This window comes from Polaribacter sp. BM10, from assembly GCF_002005425.1.
GTDB classification, from domain to species: domain Bacteria; phylum Bacteroidota; class Bacteroidia; order Flavobacteriales; family Flavobacteriaceae; genus Polaribacter; species Polaribacter marinaquae.
Genome location: NZ_CP019704.1, coordinates 1,130,922 through 1,155,532, shown reverse-complemented (window position 1 = coordinate 1,155,532; position 24,611 = coordinate 1,130,922). Strand labels below are relative to the sequence as shown.

Annotated in this window: 15 protein-coding genes; 9 read left to right on the top strand and 6 right to left on the bottom strand. The window is 30.7% G+C overall.

All coding sequences use genetic code 11. The annotated features are described in order from the left end of the window. Positions 1-237 precede the first annotated feature (237 nt). The gene (gene ftsY, locus BXQ17_RS05120; RefSeq protein WP_077809618.1) at positions 238-1,212 is read left to right on the top strand and encodes a signal recognition particle-docking protein FtsY; all 975 of its coding nucleotides are present in this window, start codon (positions 238-240) and stop codon (positions 1,210-1,212) included. A 61-nt stretch (positions 1,213-1,273) separates the two neighbouring features. On the opposite strand, the gene BXQ17_RS05115 is transcribed toward ftsY, so the two are convergent. Beyond that, entirely contained in the window at positions 1,274-2,344 is a 1,071-nt protein-coding gene (locus BXQ17_RS05115; RefSeq protein ID WP_077809617.1) for a serine hydrolase, read from the bottom strand. A gap of 75 nt (positions 2,345-2,419) precedes the next feature. Between BXQ17_RS05115 and BXQ17_RS05110 the strand changes: the two genes are divergently transcribed. Beyond that, positions 2,420-4,069: an amidase family protein gene (locus BXQ17_RS05110; RefSeq protein WP_077809616.1), complete on the top strand. Its 1,650-nt coding sequence runs from the start codon at positions 2,420-2,422 to the stop codon at positions 4,067-4,069. 123 nt (positions 4,070-4,192) lie between these two features. Beyond that, positions 4,193-5,545 carry a 30S ribosomal protein S12 methylthiotransferase RimO gene (rimO, locus tag BXQ17_RS05105; protein WP_077809615.1) on the top strand — a complete coding sequence of 451 codons (1,353 nt, stop codon included), beginning with the start codon at positions 4,193-4,195 and terminating at the stop codon, positions 5,543-5,545. A 58-nt stretch (positions 5,546-5,603) separates the two neighbouring features. On the opposite strand, the gene BXQ17_RS05100 is transcribed toward rimO, so the two are convergent. From BXQ17_RS05100 to BXQ17_RS05080, 5 genes are all read right to left on the bottom strand, one after another. Continuing rightward, a complete protein-coding gene (locus BXQ17_RS05100) occupies positions 5,604-8,366 on the bottom strand; it encodes an alpha-amylase family glycosyl hydrolase (RefSeq protein WP_077809614.1) in 2,763 nt (920 codons plus the stop codon). 64 nt (positions 8,367-8,430) lie between these two features. Further along, complete coding sequence (locus BXQ17_RS05095; RefSeq protein WP_077809613.1) at positions 8,431-10,107, bottom strand: SusE domain-containing protein; 1,677 nt, start codon at positions 10,105-10,107, stop codon at positions 8,431-8,433. Positions 10,108-10,135: 28 nt separating this feature from the next. Then, positions 10,136-11,233 (bottom strand): SusE domain-containing protein, encoded by a 1,098-nt coding sequence (locus BXQ17_RS05090; protein ID WP_077809612.1) that lies wholly within the window; start codon positions 11,231-11,233, stop codon positions 10,136-10,138. Positions 11,234-11,252: 19 nt separating this feature from the next. Beyond that, positions 11,253-12,860 carry a RagB/SusD family nutrient uptake outer membrane protein gene (locus tag BXQ17_RS05085; protein WP_077809611.1) on the bottom strand — a complete coding sequence of 536 codons (1,608 nt, stop codon included), beginning with the start codon at positions 12,858-12,860 and terminating at the stop codon, positions 11,253-11,255. Between the two features lie 11 nt (positions 12,861-12,871). After that, complete coding sequence (locus BXQ17_RS05080) at positions 12,872-15,805, bottom strand: SusC/RagA family TonB-linked outer membrane protein (RefSeq protein WP_077809610.1); 2,934 nt, start codon at positions 15,803-15,805, stop codon at positions 12,872-12,874. A gap of 196 nt (positions 15,806-16,001) precedes the next feature. On the opposite strand from BXQ17_RS05080, the gene BXQ17_RS05075 reads away from it, so the two are divergent. The 6 genes from BXQ17_RS05075 (at position 16,002) to BXQ17_RS05050 (ending at position 24,576) form a co-directional block, all read left to right on the top strand. Continuing rightward, positions 16,002-17,024, top strand: a complete 1,023-nt coding sequence (locus BXQ17_RS05075; protein ID WP_077809609.1) for a LacI family DNA-binding transcriptional regulator — start codon at positions 16,002-16,004, stop codon at positions 17,022-17,024. A 147-nt stretch (positions 17,025-17,171) separates the two neighbouring features. Further along, a complete protein-coding gene (locus tag BXQ17_RS05070; protein ID WP_077809608.1) occupies positions 17,172-18,545 on the top strand; it encodes an MFS transporter in 1,374 nt (457 codons plus the stop codon). A 3-nt stretch (positions 18,546-18,548) separates the two neighbouring features. Then, positions 18,549-19,205 (top strand): beta-phosphoglucomutase, encoded by a 657-nt coding sequence (gene pgmB / locus BXQ17_RS05065; protein ID WP_077809607.1) that lies wholly within the window; start codon positions 18,549-18,551, stop codon positions 19,203-19,205. A gap of 67 nt (positions 19,206-19,272) precedes the next feature. Further along, entirely contained in the window at positions 19,273-21,579 is a 2,307-nt protein-coding gene (locus BXQ17_RS05060) for a glycoside hydrolase family 65 protein (RefSeq protein ID WP_077809606.1), read from the top strand. A gap of 11 nt (positions 21,580-21,590) precedes the next feature. Then, positions 21,591-23,525, top strand: coding sequence for a glycoside hydrolase family 13 protein (locus tag BXQ17_RS05055; RefSeq protein WP_077809605.1), 1,935 nt, complete (start codon positions 21,591-21,593; stop codon positions 23,523-23,525). An 82-nt stretch (positions 23,526-23,607) separates the two neighbouring features. Further along, complete coding sequence (locus BXQ17_RS05050; protein WP_077809604.1) at positions 23,608-24,576, top strand: alpha/beta hydrolase; 969 nt, start codon at positions 23,608-23,610, stop codon at positions 24,574-24,576. Positions 24,577-24,611: the final 35 nt, after the last annotated feature.

The window sequence follows — 24,611 nt, the reverse complement described above, 5'->3', positions numbered from 1 at the left end:
ACTATATAAATATATCTAAACTACTTTCTAAAATTAGAAAGTAGTTTTTTTTGTGCCCTAATATTCCGTACTTTTGGGCGTTCCTAAAAAGGTCGCGCTTTCGGCAGTCGCTCTTTTCAAGGAGCTCCAACAAAGCCTCTATCGCTAACGCAAAAGGCTTTTTTTAGTGACAATTTGACCTAACCCAACAAATGGCACGTTTTTTAACGTATTTTTTGTATAGATTAAAATATAAAAATGAGTTTTTTTAAAAAAATATTTTCAAAAGAAAAAAAAGAAACTTTAGATAAAGGATTAGAAAAGACAAAAACTAATTTTTTTGATAAACTTTCTAAAGCTGTAGCCGGTAAATCTAAAGTAGATGATGATGTTTTAGATAATTTAGAAGAGGTATTAGTTGCTTCTGATGTTGGTGTAAATACTACGTTAAAAATTATAGAGCGTATAGAAGCTAGGGTTGCTAAAGATAAATACGTTGGTACAGAAGAATTAAATAAAATTCTAAGAGAAGAAATTGCTGGTTTATTATCAGAAACAAATTTAGGTAACGAAACAGAATTTAAAATACCAGAAATACCAAATGATGCAAATGGTAATAAAATGCCTTATGTATTAATGGTTGTTGGTGTAAATGGTGTTGGTAAAACTACTACAATTGGTAAATTGGCATCTCAATTTAAAAAACAAGGTTTAAAAGTTGTATTAGGTGCAGCAGATACTTTTAGAGCAGCTGCAATAGATCAATTACAAGTTTGGGCAGATAGAACAGATGTGCCAATTATAAGGCAAGAAATGGGATCTGACCCTGCTTCTGTAGCTTTTGATACATTAACATCTGCAGTAAAGCAAGGTGCCGATGTTGTAATTATAGATACTGCAGGTCGTTTACATAATAAAGTTAATTTAATGAATGAGTTAACTAAAATAAAAAGAGTAATGCAAAAGGTTGTTGCAGATGCACCACATGATGTTTTACTGGTATTAGACGGTTCTACAGGTCAAAATGCATTTGAACAAGCAAAACAATTTACAAAAGCGACAGAGGTAACTTCTTTAGCTGTAACAAAGTTAGACGGAACAGCAAAAGGAGGAGTTGTTATTGGTATTTCAGATCAGTTTAAAATTCCTGTAAAGTATATCGGAGTAGGAGAGGGAATTGATGATTTACAGGTTTTTAACAAACATGAGTTTGTAGATTCTTTTTTCAAATAGAAAATTACATTTTAAATTATATCAAAAAGTCTCTAATTTTAGAGACTTTTTTGTTTTTTTATTAATTTATAAGCGCGTTTATTCTCTCCCATAAGTTATTATCAAAATTAGAAAGCGCAAAATTAGAAGCATCTGCTGATGCACCCATTCTAACAATAACAAGCTTTTTACTTGGTATAATATATATTTTTTGATCATTTTTACCGAGTGCACAAAATAAATCATTTGGTGCATTTGGAATTAAAGAACCACTAAACTGAAATTGACTTTGTGGCAGTTGGTAACTAGTTTTACCATTTAACCACCATAAATATCCGTAAGATTTATTTATGTTTTGTGATGTACTCGTTGCTTTTCTAATAAAATCTTCAGAAACAATTTGTGTATCATTCCATTTACCTTTATTCTGAATTAATAATCCAAAACGAGCCATACTTCTTGTAGTACTCCAATAAATATTTAAGTTATTTAGTTTTATCCAACTACCAGACATACCAATTTTATTTTTTAAATTGTTTTCAAAATAACTTTTAAAGGTAGTCTTACTTGCACTAGCGATAACATCTTGCATCTTCAAATATACATTATGATATGCCCAACGATTATTAGCATCAGCAATATATTTTAAGTTGTCAGCAGAAATAGAATCACCTAAACTATCATCTAAACCAGAGGTCATATTTAATAAATTTTCACAAGAAATCAAGTTTTCTTTATCAATAGGTATGCTTGTCCAATTTTGATTTAGATAGGTACTAACTTTCTCATCTAAACTTATAAGATTATTGTCATTTGCGATTCCTGCAACAGTCGCAGTAAGTGTTTTGCCAGCACTTGCCCAATACCAATTAGTGCTAGCAGTATGGTTGTTAAAATAATTTTCTACTACAATTCTACCATCATATAGAATTATAAAACCTTTGGTGTTTTTTTCGTCTAAATAATTTAGTAGTGGTTGTAGCTCAGCTTCATTCCAATTAAGTTCATTTAAAGAAATAGCATCCCAATTATCAGTATTATTATCAGGAAAATAAGTTTCTAGATTTAGGTTTTCTAGATTTTCTTCAATTTTATTTTCTATACTACAAGAAAAAAGTATTAGAGTTGTAAAAAAACAAATAAGATACTTCATGTAAAAACTTTGTTTTTAAGACTGTTAATTATTAAAATGGTTTAAAATTGTATATTTGAAAATATAGCTTAATTTATGAAAAAACTACTATTTATTTTATCAATCGGTCTTTTTTTATCTGCATGTGACAAGAAAGCAGAAAAACAACCTAATGTAATTTTTAAAAAATATGATGAACTAGGTGCATTAAAAGAGCAGCAAAATCATAAAAATAAAAGAATGCAATTTAAATTGTTTCAGTCTAAATATTTAGATATGAACACAGTTTTTAAACCCTTTGAAAATGATTTATCTACTTTTTCTAATGAAGAATATAATAGTTTAAAACCGTTAATTTTAGAGAAAGACATACCAACGATACAGCAAAACATAAAAAGCGGTAAACTTTCTTATGAAAAGTTAACTCTCTTCTATTTATATAGAATTAGAAAGTTTGAAAGTGATTCTACAAAATCATTAAATAGCATTATTAGTCTTAATCCTAATGTATTAAAAGAAGCAAGAGAAAAAGATCAAAGTAAAACGTCTATTTCTGATTTCTCTATTTTTGGTATGCCAATTCTATTAAAAGATAATATCAATACAAAAGGCATGCCTACAACTGCAGGTGCAATTGCTTTGGCAGAAAATAACAATACAGAAGATGCATTTATCGTAAGTAAACTAAAAGAAAACGGAGCATTGATTTTAGGAAAAGTAAATTTAAGTGAATGGGCTTATTTCTTTTGCTCTGGTTGCCCTTTAGGCTATTCTGCTGTTGGTGGTCAAACCTTGAATCCTTATGGTAGAGGTCAATTTGAAACAGGAGGAAGTTCTGCAGGAAGTGGTGTTACAGTAGCAGCAAATTTTGCTGTTGCAGCTGTAGGAACAGAAACTGCGGGTTCTATAACTTCACCATCTAGTTTAAATTCTGTGGTGGGTTTAAAACCAACTATTGGAGTTTTAAGTAGAACAGGTATTGTGCCTATTTCTAGTACTTTAGATACACCTGGTCCGATGACAAAAAATGTTATTGATAATGCTATTTTTATGAATGCTATGTTAGGTTTTGATAAACTAGACTCGGCATCTAAATCTATTGATGAAGATTATTTTCAGAACGGATTTAAAAATAGTTTAGACGGAAAAAAATTAGGTGTAATTAAAGGTCTTTTGTCAGATTCGATATATGCTTTAACTGTTGATAAATTAAGAAAAGTAGGTGTAGAAATTGAAGAAATTACTCCGCCAGAAATTTCTTTTGATGGATTTACAACATTGTTAAACATTGATATGAAAATAGATTTACCAAAATATTTATCTACAAATGCCGATAAGAACGTAATGCATAAATCAGTAAAAGATATTACTATTTTTAATTTAAAAGATAGTTTACTTAGAGCGCCTTATGGGCAGCAGTTATTTGACGGTATTGTTAAAGATGAAACAACTTTAAGCGAATTAGCAACAATTAAAAAGCAATTAAATAATGAAGGAATTAAATATTTAAATGCATTAAAAGAGAGAAATTTAGATGCAATCTTATCTATTAACAATTATCATTCTGGTATTGCAGCAGTAGCAAAATACCCAACACTTACTGTACCTATGGGATATAAAGATAGCGGTGAGCCAATAAGTTTAACCTTTATAGGTATTCCTTTTTCAGAAAGAAAGCTTTTAGAAATTGGCTATGCTTTCGAACAATTAACAAAAGTTAGAAAAATGCCTAAAAACTATCAATAGAAAGAATACCAATCATTTAAAAAGTACTATTTTTGCACTCGTTTTTATTTTTAAGTAAATAAAACAATTATAAATAAGATTTAAAGTTTTAAGTAAATATTACTTAGGCTAAAAGCTAGAAATATGCGTACAAAAACCATCAAAAAAAATAAGATAAATGTTGTTACTTTAGGTTGCTCTAAAAACGTTTACGATAGTGAAGTTTTAATGGGACAATTAAAAGCAAACGGAAAAGATGTTGTTCATGAAGATCCGGAAGATGATGGAAACATTGTTGTAATAAACACATGTGGTTTTATTGGTAAAGCAAAAGAAGAAAGTGTTGATACTATTTTGCATTATGCTAAAAGAAAAGAAGCAGGTGAGGTAGATAAAGTTTTTGTTTCTGGTTGTTTAAGTGAAAGATATAAACCAGATTTAGAAAACGAAATTCCGAATGTAGATCAATATTTTGGAACACACGATTTACCAAATCTTTTAAAAGTTTTAGAAGCAGATTATAAGCATGAACTTATTGGAGAACGTTTAACAACAACACCAAAACATTATGCTTATTTAAAAATAGCAGAAGGTTGCGATAGACCATGTTCTTTTTGTGCGATTCCGTTAATGCGTGGTAAACATAAATCTACACCAATAGAAGATATTGTTATAGAGGCAACAAAATTAGCAGAAAAAGGAATTAAAGAAATTATGCTAATTGCACAAGATTTAACTTATTATGGTTTAGATATCTATAAAAAAAGAGCTTTAGCAGAATTGTTAGAAGCTTTGGTAAAAGTAGATGGTATCGAGTGGATTCGTTTACATTATGCATTTCCTACTGGTTTTCCGATGGATGTTTTAGATGTAATGAAACGAGAACCTAAAGTTTGTAATTATTTAGATATTCCGTTACAGCACATAAACACAGAGTTGTTAAAATCGATGAAAAGAGGAACAACTCATGAAAAAACAACAGCTTTAATTCATAAATTTAGAGAAGCAGTGCCAGAAATGGCAATAAGAACAACTTTAATTGTTGGGTATCCTGGTGAAACTGAAGAAATGTTTCAAGAGTTAAAAGATTGGGTAGAAGAAATGCGTTTTGAGCGTTTAGGTGCTTTTGAATATTCTCATGAAGAAAATACAGGTGCTTATGTTTTAGAAGATGATGTGCCTGCTGATGTTAAGTTTCAAAGAGTAAATGAAATAATGGAAGTTCAATCTCAAATTTCATGGGAATTAAATCAGCAAAAAATAGGAAAAACGTTTAGATGTTTATTTGATAGAAAGGACGGTGAGTATTTCTATGGAAGAACAGAATTTGATTCGCCTGACGTTGATAATGATGTTATTGTTGATGCAAAAGAGCATTATATAAAAATAGGAGAGTTTATTGATATAAAAATTCATGATGCGGGTGATTATGATTTATATGGTACACCTGTAAATAAAATAGAAAAACCAGTTCCTTTAAACCAAAAAAGGAAATAGTTTTATAAAAAAAAAAGGTATTCAAAATATTTGAAGACCTTTTTTTTTGCAAAAGTTGTTATTTTTTTATGATTTTAAGAGAATAATCTAAATTATCAACTTTAATAAAGTAAACTCCTTTACTTAAATTTTCAACAGAAAATTCTGATGTTGAATTAAAATTACCTTTAAATTGCTTTACTTTTCTTCCTTGTAAATTATAGATTTCTACTTTTTTAGTATCAGCATTAATTCTAAAATTATTAAAAGTAGGGTTTGGGTAAGCAGCTATTTTATTATTTAAGAAAACATCTTCTGTAGAAAGAGCTGCTGGCATATTACCATACACTTTAAAATCTCCTGGTGCTAGGGTAATTGTGCTATTAACGTTTATAACGGTTTTTGTAGCGTTATCATTTAATAGATCATACCAAGTGCCTGAAGTTTGAAAAGAAGGGATTATGTTCTGTGTTGTAACTCCAAAATTACCAATAATTGTTACATATTGCATTTCTGATGAAGAAGTGTCTGTAAGTTGAATTTTCTTTAAACCATTAGAATTAGCAACATCTAATGTAAAGTTAGAAGTTTCAAAAATATCATATTTTAATTTTAACTGTATTAATTTAGAATACGTATTGTAAACATCCTTTCTATCTTCCACATCAAAATAATTCCATAAAATTGGTTTATTACCAACTCTACCATTTTGGTTGATAGAAATATCATAACCTAATTCGCCAAATTGCCAAATCATTTTAGGTCCTGGTATTGTAAAGTAAAAAGCACCAGCTAATTCAACTCTGTCAAGAGCAGTTGCTAGATCTTTTACACTATAATTACCGCTAGAATTACCAAATTGAAGGTTTTTATACATCAATCTTTCTTCATCATGACTTTCCATGTAACTTACGTTTGCTGGTACAGAAAAACCTCTTTTTTTATAAGAAACCCAAGAAATATCAGATTTTCCATTAGAATTAAAACCTAAAGTTCCTTCACTATAATTTCCGTTATGATTTCCCCAAACCATAATTCCTTTTCCTTCATTTAATCTATAGTTTACCCATTCTTTTTCTTCTTCATTTTTACCTAAATGTTCGAAAATAATATAAAAGTTTGGATCTTTTTCCCATTGATAATCTGCGTATTCTTTTAAAACATCAACTCTATCTTGTTGGTAATTACTTGTACAAGTTTCATCATTAGCAGTACAGTTTTGAGTAAAACCTTTTGTTAAATCCCATCTAAAACCATCAATTTTGTATTCATCAATCCAATATTGTGTAGTTCTTTTAACATAATCTTTTACAGCTTGTTTGCTGTGATTATAATCGTTGAAAACACTAAAAGAATGTTTTGCCGTTGCGTTAAAAAATGGACTGTTTGCAGCTGCTTGTCCGCCAAAACCACCATTATCTGTATTGTACATTCTGTAATACGGATTTTGACCAGAAGCATGATTGTAAACAACATCTAAAATTACTGCAATTCCTCTTCTATGGCATTCATCAATTAATAATTTAAAAGAATTTTTGTTACCATAATACTTGTCTAATGCCATATGAAATGAAGTATTATAACCCCAAGATTCATTTCCGTCAAACTCACTAACAGGCATAAACTCTATTGCATTTACACCCAAATCTTGTAAATAATTTAATCTTGCTTTTACAGCATCAAAACTATGTAAAGCATCAAAATCTCTAATTAATAATTCGTAAATTACTAAGTCTGTTTTCTTTGGTTTTGTGAAATTTGTTGTTTGCCAAACAAAATCTGCATCACCAGTTCTTAATAAAGTTACAACGTTTGTAGTTTTTCCTGATGGATAAGCAGGTAAATCGGGATATGTAACATTATCAATATAAGTATCGTTATTTTCTGATAAAATTGTTGTAGAATAAGGATCTGCAACTCTTAATTCACCATCAACTAAATATTGATAAGTGTAATTTTGCTGAGGCGTTAAATTTGTTAATTCAATCCAGAATCGATCTTTAGAACTATCTTTTTTTAATAAATAATTATTGTTTAAAGTCCAATTATTAAAATCGCCCAATACATGTATAAATTCTTTTAAAGGCGCATAAAAGACTAATGTTGCTTTTGTGTTATCTGTAGGGTTTAAATTGATACCATCTTTTAATCCGGCAGGTAAACTAGCTTCTGTAACGGTTGGTTTTACAATTGCAGAAAATTCGTTTGTAATTGTTGTACCATTATTTGTAGTTTCTAAAACAAAATCTGTGTTTTCTGTAACCGTTGCAGAAAAGTCATAATTTGTAATATTAGATTGTTGGTCTATAGAAGTACCGTTTGCTTTTAAATTAAAGTTTGAAGTTAATCCAGCAGTTGCAGAAATAGAAAGCTGATCTCCAGAATTTAAAATTGAGTTTTTTTCTACAGGAGCATTTAAAGTCACCTGAAATTTACCAACTTCAAAAATTTTGTCTTGAGTTTTCTTATCTCCGTCGCCATTTTTTGCTTTCACTAACATTCCAATTCGTCCTATTTCTGTTCTGTTATAAAAAGTTGTAGGCGTAAAGGTAATAGCGTATGTTGTATTGTTTATTCTGGTCATTTTTTGCGCTTCGCTTGAATTGGTCCAACTACCATTGTTAGGCGAATCCATTTCATTAGCATCATTTAAATCATAAGACCAAGACCATAAATATACATCTGTAACACCCCAAGCAGCAGGGTTGATGTTGTTTACAGTAATTGTTATTTCATCTGTAGTATCAAAAGAAATAGGCGAAACAGCATAATTTACATTTTGTTGTTGTGCTAAACTTATTATTGAGAATAATAATAAAAGTAAAGAGGTAATTTTTTTCATAGAGTTAATTGTAAAATATAAAGGCCATTCGATTAAGAACAGCCTTTATAAATAGTATTATTTTTTATTGAACTGTAACAGTTCCTTTTGTATAATCTACAGTAACTTTATAAGTTCCGTCTCCAGGAGATTTTACGTTACTTTCATTATCTCTAACTAGCATACCTGCATAAGTTCCGCTTTCTCCCCAGTCATTATCCCAAGAACCTTGTACTGGCAAAAATTTAAACTCATCTGTAGCGGTTAAAGTTTGTGTAATTTCAAAGACACCATCTTCTAACTTTGTAAAAGCAGGTGCAGATGCATTATCCCAACCATTAGGAGAACCTACTAAATATAAGTTTACAGGTACTTCTACTAAACTAAACGATAAATCGTTAAAGTCTACAGTAACCATAAATGTACCAGCGGCTGCAACTTTAATATTGTTTTCTCCTTCTTGAATAATTTTACCAGGATTATTTGGATCTTCACCGTAATCACCACTCCAATCACCAGAAACAGGAATCATTTTAAATTCATCTCCTTCAGAAAAAGTTTGCATTCTTGTAAATACTCCATTTCCTGATGTGTTAAATTGTTGAGAAGCATCGGCATTGTTCCATCCATTGTGTGCACCAACCATAAATAAAGTATCGATGTTAGATAGCTTATAGCTTAAAGTATTAAAATCTACAATTACTAAATAAGTTCCAGCAGTTTCAACTTTAATATTGTTTTCTCCTTCTTGTACTATTTTACCAGGATTGTTAGGGTCTTCACCATAATCACCACCCCAGTCACCAGAAACAGGAATCATTTTAAACTCATCATTTGCAGAAAAAGTTTGAACTCTAGAGAAAACACCATTACCATCGTTGTAAAATTGTTGTGTTACATCGGCATTGTTCCATCCATTGTGTGCACCAACCATATATAAATTATCTGGTATTGCTGCTTTAAATGCTGTTAACGAAAGCGTAATTAATTCTGATGTTCTATTTAAATCTCCACCAGCCGTTTTTGCAATTGCAATTAATCTAAAATCGAAATCTGTTGCTTCATCTGCTTTTCCTCCAGCAGCAATTACTAAATCATTTAAATTATCATGAGAAATTTCGAATGTATTAGTGTCTGATGTACCAATTAATGTTGCAGCAGCAAAGTTATTTCCTGCTAAATCCATTTCTACATTATAAGTTACATCTACTGTACTATTAGCAGTAATTTCTGGATCTTCCCATGTTAAAGTTAATGCAATATCATCTGGATTTGTATCAGTAATAACTACACTTAAACCATTATCAGGACTTGTAAAAGCAGGCGGTGTAACTACAAATTTAGATACTTGAAATAAAATTGTATTAGAAACTTCAGAACCTGTATTTAATCTTAAATAAACTCCTGTTTCTTCATAAGACTTAATGTTAGCATCACTTAAAACGTCGTTAAGTTCTGCAACTGTTATAGAAAAGTTTTTATTTTCTGTAGAACCTAATACAACTGGTGCACTAAACTCTGCATCTAAAGACATTTCTACGCTGTAAGTAGCGCCTGTATTAATATCATCGTTCCAAGTAATTGTGAACGCAGGATTATCTGGTAAAGCAAAATTTAAGAAAATATTGCTAATTCCAGGAGTTTTTAAAACAAACTCAGCTTCTGGGCTTGTTACTGTTAAGCTCTCATTTGCATCACAAGCACCTAAAATAAGTGTTAATGATAAAAATAAGTAGCTTATTTTTTTTATATATGTATTCATTATATCGCTGTTATAAGTTATTTTGAAATTATAAATTCAAAGGAATTAAGATATAACGACCTGTTAAGTCATTAAACCAAACATCATATTCATCTTCTACAACAACCGGAATTGCACCACCGCCAACAGTAGCTGTTCCAGAGAAAGAAGTTGTATTACCCCACTTAGCACCAGCATCTGTAACAAATTCTACATTTCCTGGGTTTAATTTTACGTTTGAAGCAGTCCAAATATGTCCATCAAAATCTAAAGGAGTTAAGGCTACATTTGCAGTACTTGTACCTTTTAAAGATAAACTTGCAGGACTTGTAATTCCTGTTTCATCAAAAGGTTCAAAAGAAAAAGTGTTACTAGCAAAGTTAATTTTAAAAGTATAAAAACCAGCTGTAATTCCGCTAGCACCTGCAGTAGGAAATCTTTCTGGGTCTGAACCTGTACCATCGTTTACACCAACAGAAGAACCATCATCTGTACCGTATTGAGGTGTCCATAAACCTTTAGTAGCTAAAACCTTAAAGTGTCCGTTATCTGCAAAGAAACCTGTATAATAATAAGTATTACTATCATCAGCATCTCTAAATAAAGCAGGATTGTTGTTGTTGTTGTTCCAACCCGGTGCAGTTGCATCACCTACAATATAAAAATCGTTAAAAACGTAATTAAAGAAAGGATATACTTCTAAAGTTATTGTGTTTGACGGAGTTTTTGCACTATTTTGAGTTCCTAAAGAAGAAACTACTCTAACATATAAATCTTTCCATTCGAAAGGATTTAAACCTGCATTTCCTGCAGCAGCATTAACTTCGTTTACTGATAAAGTTACCGAGTTTAAACCAGTAACTACAGTAGCAATAGCCGGAGCGGTAAACTCTTCGTCTGCAGAAAACTCTACAGTATAATTTACGGCAGCTTGTTGTCCGTAATCTGCTTTATCCCAATTAAGGGTTAAAGCAGGGTTATTTGTGTTAACATCATCTAGTTCTAATTTAGAGAAACTTAATTCTGATAAATTAGCAGCTGTAGGTGTCGATATTTCGAATAATTCAGAACTATCATCACAAGCATTAAATGCTAATAGTAGCATTCCAATGATTGCAAATACTGAAAATCTTTTTATATTTTTCATTCTTAAAATGTATTAGTTTTTAGTAACCTAAGTTTTGTTGTAAGTTTGGACTTGTTGCTAAACTTGCAGAAGGAATAGGGTATAAGTCTAAATGACTTGGTAAAGAAATACCATTTGTACCATTACCTTTCCATGTCCAATTATAAGAACCACCAGTAAACTTACCAAATCGAATTAAATCTTGTCTTCTATGAGCTTCTAAGTGCAATTCTCTTGCTCTTTCATCTAAGATAAAATCTAAATTTAACTCAGCAGAAGTAATTGTCTGTGGATTGTTAGCTCTAATTCTTAAATTATTAATGTACGTTAAAGCATTTACTTCTGATGTATTTGTAGCACCTCTTAAGTGAGCTTCTGCATACATTAAATAAACATCTGCAAATCTAAATAAAGGAAAATCTGTGTCAACAAAAGTTTGATCTGAACCAAAACCTCCTGTAGATTTTGCATTCGAAAATTTCTCGATTACATAACCTTGGTCTTTATTAGAAATATCTAAAATATCGATGCTTCTAGAACCAGAGATAATGTTATTTCTTGTGTCTTGCAAGAAAACACCACCATCAAATAATTGTACAAATTGTTTTCTTAATCTGATTGCGCCTCCCCAGCCACCAGCGCCAACACCTAATGGTGCGCCGTTAGCCTCTAAACTACCTACAGAACCGTTTACCAAAACAGTTGTTGGTCCGTAATTTTGAACAATTGTACCGTCTGAAACTAAAGGAAAAATAATTTCATTAGTTGCCGCATTGGTATCATTGTCTGCAGTAAAGTTTAATAAATAATCTGGTGCTAAAGAATATCCAGCATTAATTATTTTGTTAAGCTCTACAACACATTCGTCATATTTTGCTTCACCAATATATACTTCTGCATTTAAATACAATTTAGCTAAAATCATTGCAGCTACAGCTTTATCTGCTCTACCATGTTCGTTTGTTTTTGCATCTAATAAATCTGCTTCGATAGCTTTTAATTCTGCTTCTACATAAGTAAAAAGTTCTGCTCTGTTTGCTGCTTTTGGTATAGAATTAACTTGATCTTCTTCTGTTACAAAGTTTGCTTGACCAAATAAATCTATTAAGTAGTAGTAAGACATTGCTCTTAATAATCTTGCTTCTGCTCTGTAGGTAACAATATCTGCTCTTACATCAGTAGAAACATTTCTACTATCTAATTTTTCTGAAGTAGTTTCTCTTAAAAAATTATTAGCAAATGCTACTGTTGCATGTGTTCTACTAAACATACCTAAAATTAATGGGTTTTGGTCTGTCCAGTTATTTCTTTGAATCCCTGCAACACCACCATCATTTTCATAAGACCAAATTATTTGATCTGCAGCTAGAGTTTGTAAGTATAATAAAGTTCTACCAAACTGACTTGTACCTGCATCTAAACCAATAATGTTAGAAGATTCTGGGCCATTAATACCTGTTAAAGATAAGTTTGCATAAACACCAGCTAATAATTCTTTATAGGAAGTTTCATTGGCGAAAAAGTCTTCTCCTAATAATGTTTGATCATCTTGAGGAGTAATATCTAAATCTTTAGTACATGATGTAAATGAAACGAAAAATATCGTTACCAACATCATTACTTTATATGTTGTTAAATTTGTTTTCATAATTAATTTGATTAAAATTTAATATTAGCTCCTAACAAGAAAGTTCTAGATCTTGGAAAGTTTAGGTTATCTATACCGTTGTTAAAAATTTCTGGATCTAAACCAGAGTAATTTGTAACTGTAAATACATTTTGAACACCTGCCCATAAACGAATGCTATTTCCAGAGAACTTTTTGATTAATGGATTGATTGTGTACCCGAAAGTAATGTTATCCATTCTTAAGAAAGAAGCGTTTTCTAAATAAATATCAGAAGAAATTACATCTGCTGTATTTCTAAAATTATAATCTAATACAGAAGTAGGTATGTTACCTAAAACTTGCTGATCTTGTAATAATGCATACTGTGCAGTAGAAGAGTTTACGTTATTGTAAGCGTAATTACCAATACTTGCTCTTAAATTAAAAGATAAATCGAAGTTTTTGTAGTTAAAGTTAGATTGAAAACCTAAAGTTACATCTGCAAGACCATTGTCTTTAATGTATCTATCATCTGCATTTACAATTCCGTCTCCGTTTAAATCTGCATAAGCACCTTCTATTGGAGCGCCGTTTGCGTCATATAATTGTTTATAAACGTAAAATGAATTAGGAGCAAAACCTTCTCTTTGCACTTGAATAGTAGCACCAGTACCACCAGCAATAGAACCTACATTTAAATCTCTACCTAACGGAATAGAAGTAATTTCTCTATCGATATAAGTTGCGTTAAAGTTTAAGTTCCAATCAATGTCATCAGTTTTAATTACATCAGAATTTAAAGAGAATTCTACACCTTGTATTTGTAATTCACCAATGTTTCTTGTAATGTTATTGGTAAAGTTTGTACCATCTGCAATAGGAGTATCAAATAATAAATCGTTTGAGTTCTTTTGAAAAACGCCTAATGTACCAGAAACTTTATTGTCAAATAAACCATAATCTAAACCAAACTCTAACGTTGTAGTTTCTTCCCATTTAATATCTGGGTTAAATGGTTGTGGTATTGTAGATTGAATAGCGTTACCATCAAATAAAAATTGCGAGTTACTATTACCAAAACGGTAAGTAGTTAAGTAAATTTCTGGGTTGCTAATATCTTGCTGACCAGTAATACCATAACTTGCTCTTAACTTTAAGTTAGAAACTACATCAGAATCTTTTAAGAAATCTTCGTCACTAATTCTCCAAGCTGCTGCAACCGCAGGGAAATTACCCCATCTGTTTTCTGAACTAAATTTAGAAGTACCATCTCTTCTATAAGATAATGTAAGTAAATACTTTTCTAAAAATGTAAAGTTTGCTCTACCAAAAAAACCAATTAACACTTCTGGTGTATTTACGTATGTATCTCTACTGCTGTTAGGGTCGTTTAAGTTACCGCTGTTAAAACCGTCTCCAGTAAATTCTTGGTAAGAATAACCTGCAGTAATATCTGCCTTTACGTTTTTAAACTCTTTAGTATAATTAAAGTAAGAATCTAATAATTCGTTATGTCTATTTTGGTTTCCGTAAGAATTATTACCAACTACTACTGTATTAAAACTTCTTGGTCCTAAAACAGATCCGTTAGAAATGTAACTTCCTTCTGTTCTATCGAAACCAACGTTTACAACAAATTTTAGTTCTGGTAAAAAATGGAATTTATAATCTAAATTTAAATTACCGTATTGTCTAAAAGATTTACCAGTGTTGTTGTTTTGTAATAAGCTAGCAACTGGGTTTGTACCACCATTAGCTAATACAAAATCAGAACTTCCGCCTGTGTAATGTTGATAAAAACCACCGTAAGGTCCTGCAGCTCTTACAGGTTGCGTTGGATCGTATCTTAAAGCAGCACCAATACCACCAGCAGCAAATCTACTATTTGTAAATGCTCTGTTGTAGTTTAAAGAAACCTTTAAATGATCTTCAAAGAAAGAAGGATTCATTGCTAAAGAAACGTTTGCTCTGTCAAATTCTGATGTAATAATTCCACCTTGTTGTTCAGAAAAACCAACAGATAATCTAGTTGGTATTTTATTAAAAAGAGATCCTTTTGCAGTAATGTTGTGCTGTGTAGAAACTGTGTTTTGTAAAACTTCGTCTTGCCAGTTTGTGTTGGCATTACCTAATAAACTAGTATCTAAAGTTGTACCAGAAATTGGTTGAGAGTTTACAAGGTTTCTAAATTCGTCTGCAGAAAATACGTTAATTCTATCTAAAACCTCACCAGCACTGTATTGATAATCATAATCTAAAGAGAAAACACTTTTTCCTTTTTTAGTTACAATAATAATAACACCGTTAGAAGCTCTAGAACCATAAATTGCAGTTGCAGAAGCATCTTTAAGTACAGAAAAAGATTCGATGTCTGCAGGGTTAATGCTAGAAAGGATTCCTCTACTACCAGCAGTACCGTTATTAGTAACTGGTAAACCATCAATAACAATTAATGGTGCGTTTGATGCACTTAAAGAAGAACCACCACGAATGGTAATTTCAGATCCAGAACCAGGAGCACCACTTGTTGTAATGTTTACACCGGCAACTCTACCATTTAATAAGTTTTCTGGTGTAACAATATTTCCTTTTGTAAATTCTTTTGCAGTAATAGCTTCTACAGAGCCAGTTGCATCTTTAATTGTTGTAGTACCATAACCAACAACAATAATTTCATCTAATTGTTCAGAAGATTCTGTAAGTTCTACAGTTAAGTTTACATCTGTACCAATAGTAATTTCTTTATCGGCATACCCTAAGTATCTAAAAACAAGAATAGCTCCTGTATTTACCTTTTCTAATCTAAAGTTTCCGTTAAAGTCGGTTTCTGTTCCTTTAGTAGTACCTTTTACTACTACACTTACACCCGGTAAAGGATCACCCGATGCTTTTTCTTTTACGATACCTTTTACAGTTTGTTGAGCAAACATTGTAAATGAAGTACTTAAAAGAATACCAAATAACAATAATTTAAAGTTTTTCATGTATAATTTGTTAAATAATAACTATATTTTGAATTTGTTATTAACAATAAATTTACATTCCACTCTGTAAATATAGAAGTTAGATTCGCAAATACAATATTTTAAAAGTTACGAAATCGGTTTCGTGTTGACAACTTTACTTAAAATATCATTAAATTATTAAAAAAGACTATTAAAAATTGCATTTTTGTAAAATATGAAGCAAAAAGTTACCATAAAAACAATAGCTAAAGAATTAGGGGTTTCTACTTCAACAGTTTCTAAAGCGTTAAAAGACAGCCACGAAATTAGTAAAGAAACAAAAGAAAAAATTCAAGCTTATGCAGATCTATACAATTATAAGCCCAATAATTTAGCGCTACAATTAAGAAATCAAAAAACAAAACTGATTGGTGTTATACTCCCTAAAATAGTACATCACTTTTTTTCTACTATTATTAAAGGTATAGAAGAAGGTGCGCATGATAAAGGTTATAGAATAATGGTGTGTTTTTCTGATGAGTCTCATACTAAAGAAGTCGAAAACTTAAAGGTCTTGTCTAATGGTAGTGTAGATGGTTTAATTGTATCAATAGCAAACGAAACCCTTGCAAATAAGGATTTTAAACATTTTCAAGATCTAGTATCAGAAGAAATACCATTAGTTCTTTTAGATAGGGTAGTAGATGAAATCTTATGTGATAAAGTTGTAGTTGATGATTTCGGTGCAGGCTACAAAGCAACTAAGCATCTTTTAAATACTGGTTGTAAAAAAGTAGCTATTCTTACCACGCCAGAATACGTTAATGTGGGTACATTAAGAAGAAAAGGATATGAAAAAGCACTTTTAGAAAGAAAAATACCTATTGATAAAGATTTGATTATTGAAATTGATGAGAAACAAAACGTTAAAGAACAAATAAGACCAGTATTTGATCATAATATTGATGCAATTTTTGCGGTAAATGAAATTTATGCGGCAAAATCTATAAGAATTGCTAAAGAAAAGAGTATTCGTATACCAGAAGAATTGTCTGTAACCGGTTTTACAGACGGTTTAATTTCAGAATATTCTACACCTTCTATAACTACTATTGCTCAACATGGCTTAACAATGGGAAAGCAAGCAGTAGAGGCGCTTATCAATAGAATAGAAAATGAAAGCGAAAAATTTAATCCTAAAACTATTGTAATTTCTAGCGATTTGAAGCTTAGAGAATCTACGAAACCGTCGTCGTAGATTTGTGAAGTTTTTATTATCAAATTAATAATTTAAGCTTATTTTTGTTGCATTATTACGATTTATCAATAAATTACATTCCACACATGATAATAATTGATAAGTCTAACATGCTTATCGTAATATTAATTTTATAGTATAACGATAATGAACAAAAAGAAATTAAGTTTCTTGCAAATCTGGAACATGAGTTTTGGGTTTCTTGGAATTCAATTTGGAATGGCCTTAACAGGTGGTTTCATGTCTCGAATATTTCAAACACTTGGTGCAGAAATAGAGGATATTCCTATTCTCTGGGTTGCAGCTCCGTTAACAGGTTTAATTGTGCAACCAATTATTGGTTACATGAGTGATAGAACTTGGAGTCCTAAGTGGGGTCGAAGAAGACCTTACTTTTTAATTGGTGCTATTCTAAGTTCTTTGGCGTTAATTATAATGCCACATTCACCTACTTTATGGGTTGCAGCTGGTTTTCTATGGATTTTAGATGCTTCTATTAACATTTCTATGGAGCCTTTTAGAGCTTTAGTTGCAGACAAATTACCAAGCTCTCAAAGATCTTATGGTTTTGTAATTCAAACACTTATTATTGGTGTTGGTACTTGGGTTGCTAGTAGTTTGCCTTGGATGGTTTCTCAATTTGGAGTAAGCGATTCTGCAGCCTCTGGTATTGTGCCAATGTCTGTTAAAGTTGCTTTTACAATTGGTGCAGTAGTATTTTTATTAAGTATTTTATATACTGTTTTTACTACGAAAGAGTATCCGCCAGAAGACATGCAAGCTTTTGAGGAAGAAAAGGCGCAAAAGAATAGATTTGTTGCAGATATTTTAGAAAATATTGGAAACATGCCTACGATTATGAAAAAGTTAGGTGTAGTTCAATTTTTTAGCTGGTTTGCTTTTTTCACTATGTGGTCTATGGCAAACCCTGCATTAACAGAACATGTTTTTAAAACACCTGCTCCTGTAGAAAAAGAGTACGTAATGTCTAATCCAGCACAAAAAGCTGCTTTTGATGTTGAAAATACTGCTTTTCAAAAATCTTCTAACGAAGTAGGTTCTTACATGGGTATTTACGGTTTATCTTCTATGGCTTTTGCTTTAATTCTTGTATTATACACAAGAAAAAGAAGAATCAACAGAAAGTACATACATATGGGTTCTCTTATACTAGGAGGATTAGGTTTTATTCTAATGTATTTTATTCCTTCACCAGAATATTTAGCAATTTCATTTATTCTTATCGGTTTTGCATGGGGTAGTATTTTATCTATGCCTTACGCAATGTTATCTAGTGCTGTAAATCCTACCAAAATGGGAGTATTTATGGGGATTTTTAACATGTTTATAGTAATACCACAAATAATTGCAGCTTTAGGAGGTATCAACTTTGTATCTAATTTATTAGGAGAAGAAACTATTAATGCTATGATTGTAGCAGGTTTAAGTTTAATTATTGCAGGACTTAGTAATTTTTTAATTACAGAAAAAAATGCAATTACATATCAAGAGAACAATTAAAAAATGAATAAGAAAGGATTTATTTTCGATTTGGATGGTGTTATTGTTGACACTGCCAAATATCACTACTTAGCTTGGAAAAAATTAGCTAATCAATTAGGTTTTGAATTTACTGAAGAACAAAACGAATTATTTAAAGGCGTTAGTAGAAAACGTTGTTTAGAAATTCTTTTAGAAATAGGAAATAGAGAAGCAACTAAAGAAGAGTTTGATACTTGGATGATCGACAAAAATGTAGATTATTTAGAGTATATAAAAAACATGGATGCATCAGAAATATTACCAGATGTACCTAAGATTTTACAATTTTTAAAAGAAAATAATGTTCCGATTGCTTTAGGTTCTGCAAGTAAAAATGCACAACCAATTTTAGAAAAAGTAGGTTTATTACATTATTTCGATACAATTGTAGACGGTAACAATGTTACAAAAGCAAAACCAGATCCAGAAGTATTTCTTTTGGCTGCAAAACAATTAAATGTTTTGCCAGAAAACTGTGTTGTTTTTGAAGACGCGGTTGCTGGTGTAGAAGCTGCAAATGCAGCTAATATGGTAAGTATTGGTATTGGAGACGATAAAGTCTTATCAGAAGCCCAATTTAATTTTGTAGACTTCACAGAAATTAATACCGATTTTATTAAAGAGTTATTAGAAAAATAAGAAAGGAGAAGATAGAAATAAGAAAATTTTATTTTTTCTCTATTCTTTTCTCTTAAAAGAAAAAAAAATGAATCAAGATTATATACAACCAAATGAATGGTCAATTCTAGAAGAAGGGTTTGATGCTCAAAAGGTAAAATCTTCAGAAAGTTTGTTTAGTATTGGTAATGGTGCCATGGGACAAAGAGCTAACTTCGAAGAACAATATACAGGTAGTACATTTCAAGGTAGTTATATTGCAGGTGTTTACTATCCAGATAAAACCAGAGTTGGTTGGTGGAAAAACGGATATCCAGAATATTTTGCAAAAGTTTTAAACGCTCCAAATTGGATTGGTATAAATGTACTTGTAAATAACGAAAAATTAGATTTACACACGTGTAAAGAAGTTTCAAAATTTAAGAGAGAACTTAACATGAAAGAAGGTTGGTTGTCTAGAAGTTTTGAAGCTGTTTTACAAAACGATGTAAAAATAAAAGTAGACACAAAACGTTTTTTAAGTTTAGAGTTAGATGAAGTTGGTGTAATAAGTTACAATGTAACACCAATAAATTCTGATGCAAAAATTACCTACACACCTTATTTAGACGCAGGTATTACAAATGAAGATACCAATTGGGATGATCAATTTTGGGATGTTTTAAAAGTTTCTCAAAATAATCAGCAGTCTTTTATAGAGGCTAGAACCATGAAAACGCATTTTTACACATGCACATTTATGCAGTCTCGTTTGTTTATAAATGGTAATGAAGTTTCTGCAGATTGTGAAAATGCAAAAACAGATAAAACAGCTTCTTGTAGCTATACACAAGAGGTAAAACAGAATGAAACGTATACAATTCATAAATTTGGTGGTTATGTTGTAGACAGAAATCATAAAAAAGAAGCTTTATTAAGTGCCGCTAAAGAAGCACTAGATAAAGCCGTAAGTTTTGGTTTTGATGCATTGTTAGAAATGCAAATTCAGTCTTGGGCACAAATCTGGAAAATGTCTGATATTACGATTGAAGGTGATGTAAAGGCACAACAAGGAATCCGTTTTAATATTTTTCAATTAAACCAAACGTATTTAGGTACAGACGCTTCTTTAAATATTGGACCTAAAGGATTTACTGGAGAAAAATATGGTGGAAGTACGTATTGGGATACCGAAGCATATTGTATTCCTTTTTACATGGCAACTAAAGATCAATCTGTAGCAAGAACTTTGCTAGAATACAGATACGAGCATTTAGAAAAAGCTATTGAAAATGCAGCTAAATTAGGTTTTAAAAACGGAGCAGCACTGTATCCAATGGTAACAATGAACGGAGAAGAATGCCATAATGAATGGGAAATTACCTTCGAAGAAATTCATAGAAATGGTGCCATTGCATTTGCTATTTTTAATTACTTCCGTTTTACAGAAGATTACTCTTACATTCCAGAAAAAGGATTGGAAGTTTTAATAGGAATTGCACGTTTTTGGCATCAAAGAGTAAACTTTTCTGCAGATAAAGAAAAGTTTGTAATGTTAGGTGTAACGGGTCCTAATGAATATGAAAATAACATCAACAATAATTTTTATACAAATTATATTGCAAAATGGTGTATTGAATATGCTTTAGAAAATATTGATATTGTTAAAAATGATCATATTTCAGATTATATCAGAATTAAAGAAAAAGTAAACTTTACGGAAGAAGAATTAGCTTCTTGGAAAAATGTTGCAGACAACATGTATTTTCCTTTTTCAGAAAAGCATAATGTTTACTTGCAACAAGATGGATTCTTAGATAAAGAATTAATTACTGTTGCAGATTTAGATAAAAGTCAAAGACCAATTAACCAAAAATGGAGTTGGGATAGAATTTTACGTTCTCCGTACATAAAGCAAGCCGATACTTTACAAGGTTTTTATATGTTCGAAGATCAATTTTCTACGGAAGAATTAGAGCGTCATTTCGATTTTTACGAGCCATTTACGGTTCATGAAAGTTCTTTATCGCCTTGTGTACACAGTATTCAGGCTGCAAAATTAGGTAGAATGGAGCAAGCTTACGAATTTTACTTAAGAACTTCTAGATTAGATTTAGATGATTATAATCATGAAGTAGAAGAAGGTTTACACATTACTTCTATGGCAGGAACTTGGATGAGTATTGTAGAAGGTTTTGGAGGTATGAGAATTGTAAATAATACACTTTCTTTTACACCAAGAATACCAGATGGCTGGAAATCTTACTCTTTTAAAGTAAATTTTAGAAATCAAGTAATTACAGTTAACGTTTCTCAAAACGGAACAAGTTTTGAGTTAAACGGAAAACAAGAAATAAACATTTTAGTAAACGGAGAAAAAGTTGTTGTATCTCCTAACAGCTTATTAACAGTTTAAATTAGTAGTTCATGAAACTTATCAGAAACATTTTTTTAGTTGCAATTTTAGTTGCTTTACAATCTTGTAATACATCAGAATCCTCTAAAAATGTTTCTGAGGTTTCTATTTCTAATACTTTTTTAGAAAGAGTAGAACCACCCAATTGGTTTGTAGATTTTAAAAATACATCACTACAATTATTAGTAAAAGAAGAAAGTATTGGCAATGCTACACCAACAATTTCTTACGCAGGCGTTACAATTAAGAAAGTAAACAAAGCAAAAAGTAAAAATTACCTTTTTATTGATTTAGATATTGATAAAAACACAAAACCAGGTAAATTTGACATTGTTTTTAAATTCGAAAACGGTTCTAAAAAAATACATACTTACGAGTTGAAATCTCGAGTAAAAGCTGCAGAAGATTTTATAGGTTTTAATAATTCTGATGCTATTTATTTAATTACTCCAGATCGTTTTGCAAATGCAGATGCATCTAATGATATCAACAAAAATTTACATGAAACTACAATTGATAGATCGCATGGTTATAAGCGTCATGGTGGTGATATACAAGGAATAACAAATCATTTAGATTATATAGAAAACCTTGGTTTTACTTCGGTTTGGCCAACACCGGTGTTAGAGAATAACATGTACAATGGTTCTTACCACGGATATGCAATTACAGATTATTATAAAGTAGATCCTCGTTTTGGTAATTTATCTGACTATAAAAAATTAGCAGATGAATTAAGAAAAAGAGGCATGAAATTGATAATGGATCAGGTTGCAAATCATTGCGGTTTAGAACATTGGTGGATGAAAGATTTACCTTTTGAAGATTGGGTAAATAATCAAAAGAATTATGAAGAAAACATAGAAAACTGGAATAATAAAACCAACATAAATTCTAATCATAGAAGAACTACAAATCAAGATTCTTATGCTTCAGAAAGTGATAGAAAAGGAAATAACGAAGGTTGGTTTGTATCGACAATGCCAGATTTAAATCAGAGGAATCCGTATTTAGCAAAATATATTATTCAGAATAGTATTTGGTGGATTGAAACGTTAGGTTTAGGCGGAATTAGACAAGACACTTATCCTTATCCAGACAAAGATTTTATGTCTGATTGGGCTGGTGCAATTATGCATGAATATCCTAATTTTTCTATTGTAGGAGAAGAATGGAGTTACAATCCTTTATTGGTAGGTTATTGGCAAAAAGGCGCAAAAAACAAAGATGGTTATGAGTCTAATTTAAAATCTACGATGGATTTTCCAATGCAAAAAGCCATTATTGAAGGTATTAATGAGGAAGAATCTTGGGACAAAGGTTTGGTAAAATTATACGAAGGTTTGGCAAATGATTTTTATTATGCTTCACCAAAAGATATTATGGTTTTTTTAGATAATCATGATAAAAGTAGGTTGTTTACTGAAGTGCAGGAAGACGCTGTAAAAGCAAAAATGGCATTAAGTTATATTTTGATGTTGCCTAGAATTCCTCAAATATATTACGGTACAGAAATTTTAATGAATGATACTGCAAAGCCTGGAGACCATGGTTTGATAAGAACCGATTTTCCTGGAGGTTTTAAAGACGATGTAATAAATGCTTTTACAAGAGAAGGTTTATCAGAAGAGCAAAAATCGATGCAAGATTTTGTAGCTACAATTTTAAATTATCGTAAAAATAGTGATGCCATTAAACAGGGTAAAACTTTACATTTTGCACCATATAAAGGAACTTATTTTTTATTCCGAAATTATAATGATGAGGTAGTTGTTCATATTATTAATAAAAATAAAACTTCAATTTCGTTAGATTTAAATCGATTTAAAGAAGTTGGTTTAAAAGGCAAGAAGTTTAAAAACTTAATTACCGGAGAAAGTTTTATATGGAATGATGTTATAGAACTATCAGAAAAAGGAAGTACGATTTTAACTACAAAATTATAACTCAACTTTTATTAGTGTTACTTTTATAAATTTCGATTTAACCATCAAATTGTATGGATAACAATTCAAAAAATATATAAACATGAAATATTTATCATTATTATTCTCTCTTATCATCTTATTTTCTTGCAAACAAACAAAACAAGAAATAGTTAAAGAGGAGGTTAAAAAAACTAAGATTAATGCTGAAGTTTTAAAATCTGTGCAATTATCCGCAGGAAAAATAATCCGTATTGATTCTTTTCCTACAAAACATATTACACCAAGACCTGTAGATGTTTGGTTGCCAGAAAATTATTCTGATGAAAAAAAATATGCAGTTTTATACATGCACGATGGTCAAATGTTATTCGATGAAACGTCTACTTGGAATAAGCAGGAATGGAAAATCGATGAAGTTGCATCTAAATTAATGAAAGAAGGTGTTACCAAAGATTTTATAGTAGTTGGTATTCATAACATTCCTAAAATAAGATGGCTAGATTTATTTCCAGAAAAAGCTATGAATTTTTTATCTGCAGAAGAGTTAGAAACTTTAAAAAGTTTCTCGAATAGTGCTGTTGATTTGAAAGATTTAACAGGAGACGAATATTTGCAATTTCTAGTAAAAGATTTAAAACCATACATAGACGCAACTTATGCTGTTTATACAAATAAAGAAAATACTTTTGTAGCGGGTTCTTCTATGGGCGGTTTAATGTCTATGTATGCAATTACTCAATATCCAGCTATTTTTGAAGGTGCTGCATGTATTTCTACACATTGGGTTGGTGGTTTGCCAAACGAAAGTAATCCGCTACCAAATGCCATTTTTTCTTACTTAGAAAAAAACGTTCCAGATGCAAAAACACATAAAATATATTTTGATTATGGTAATAAAACTTTAGATCAGTATTATCCACAATATGCGCCCAAAGTAGATACTATTTTCACGAAAAATGGTTATACAGAAACAAATTATAGAAATGTATTTTTCGAAGGAACTGACCATTCCGAAGTTTCATGGCAAAATAGAATTGACATTCCGTTAACTTTTCTGTTGAAAAAATAATAAATACTCTCATTATAATTTAGTTGTTTAAAAAA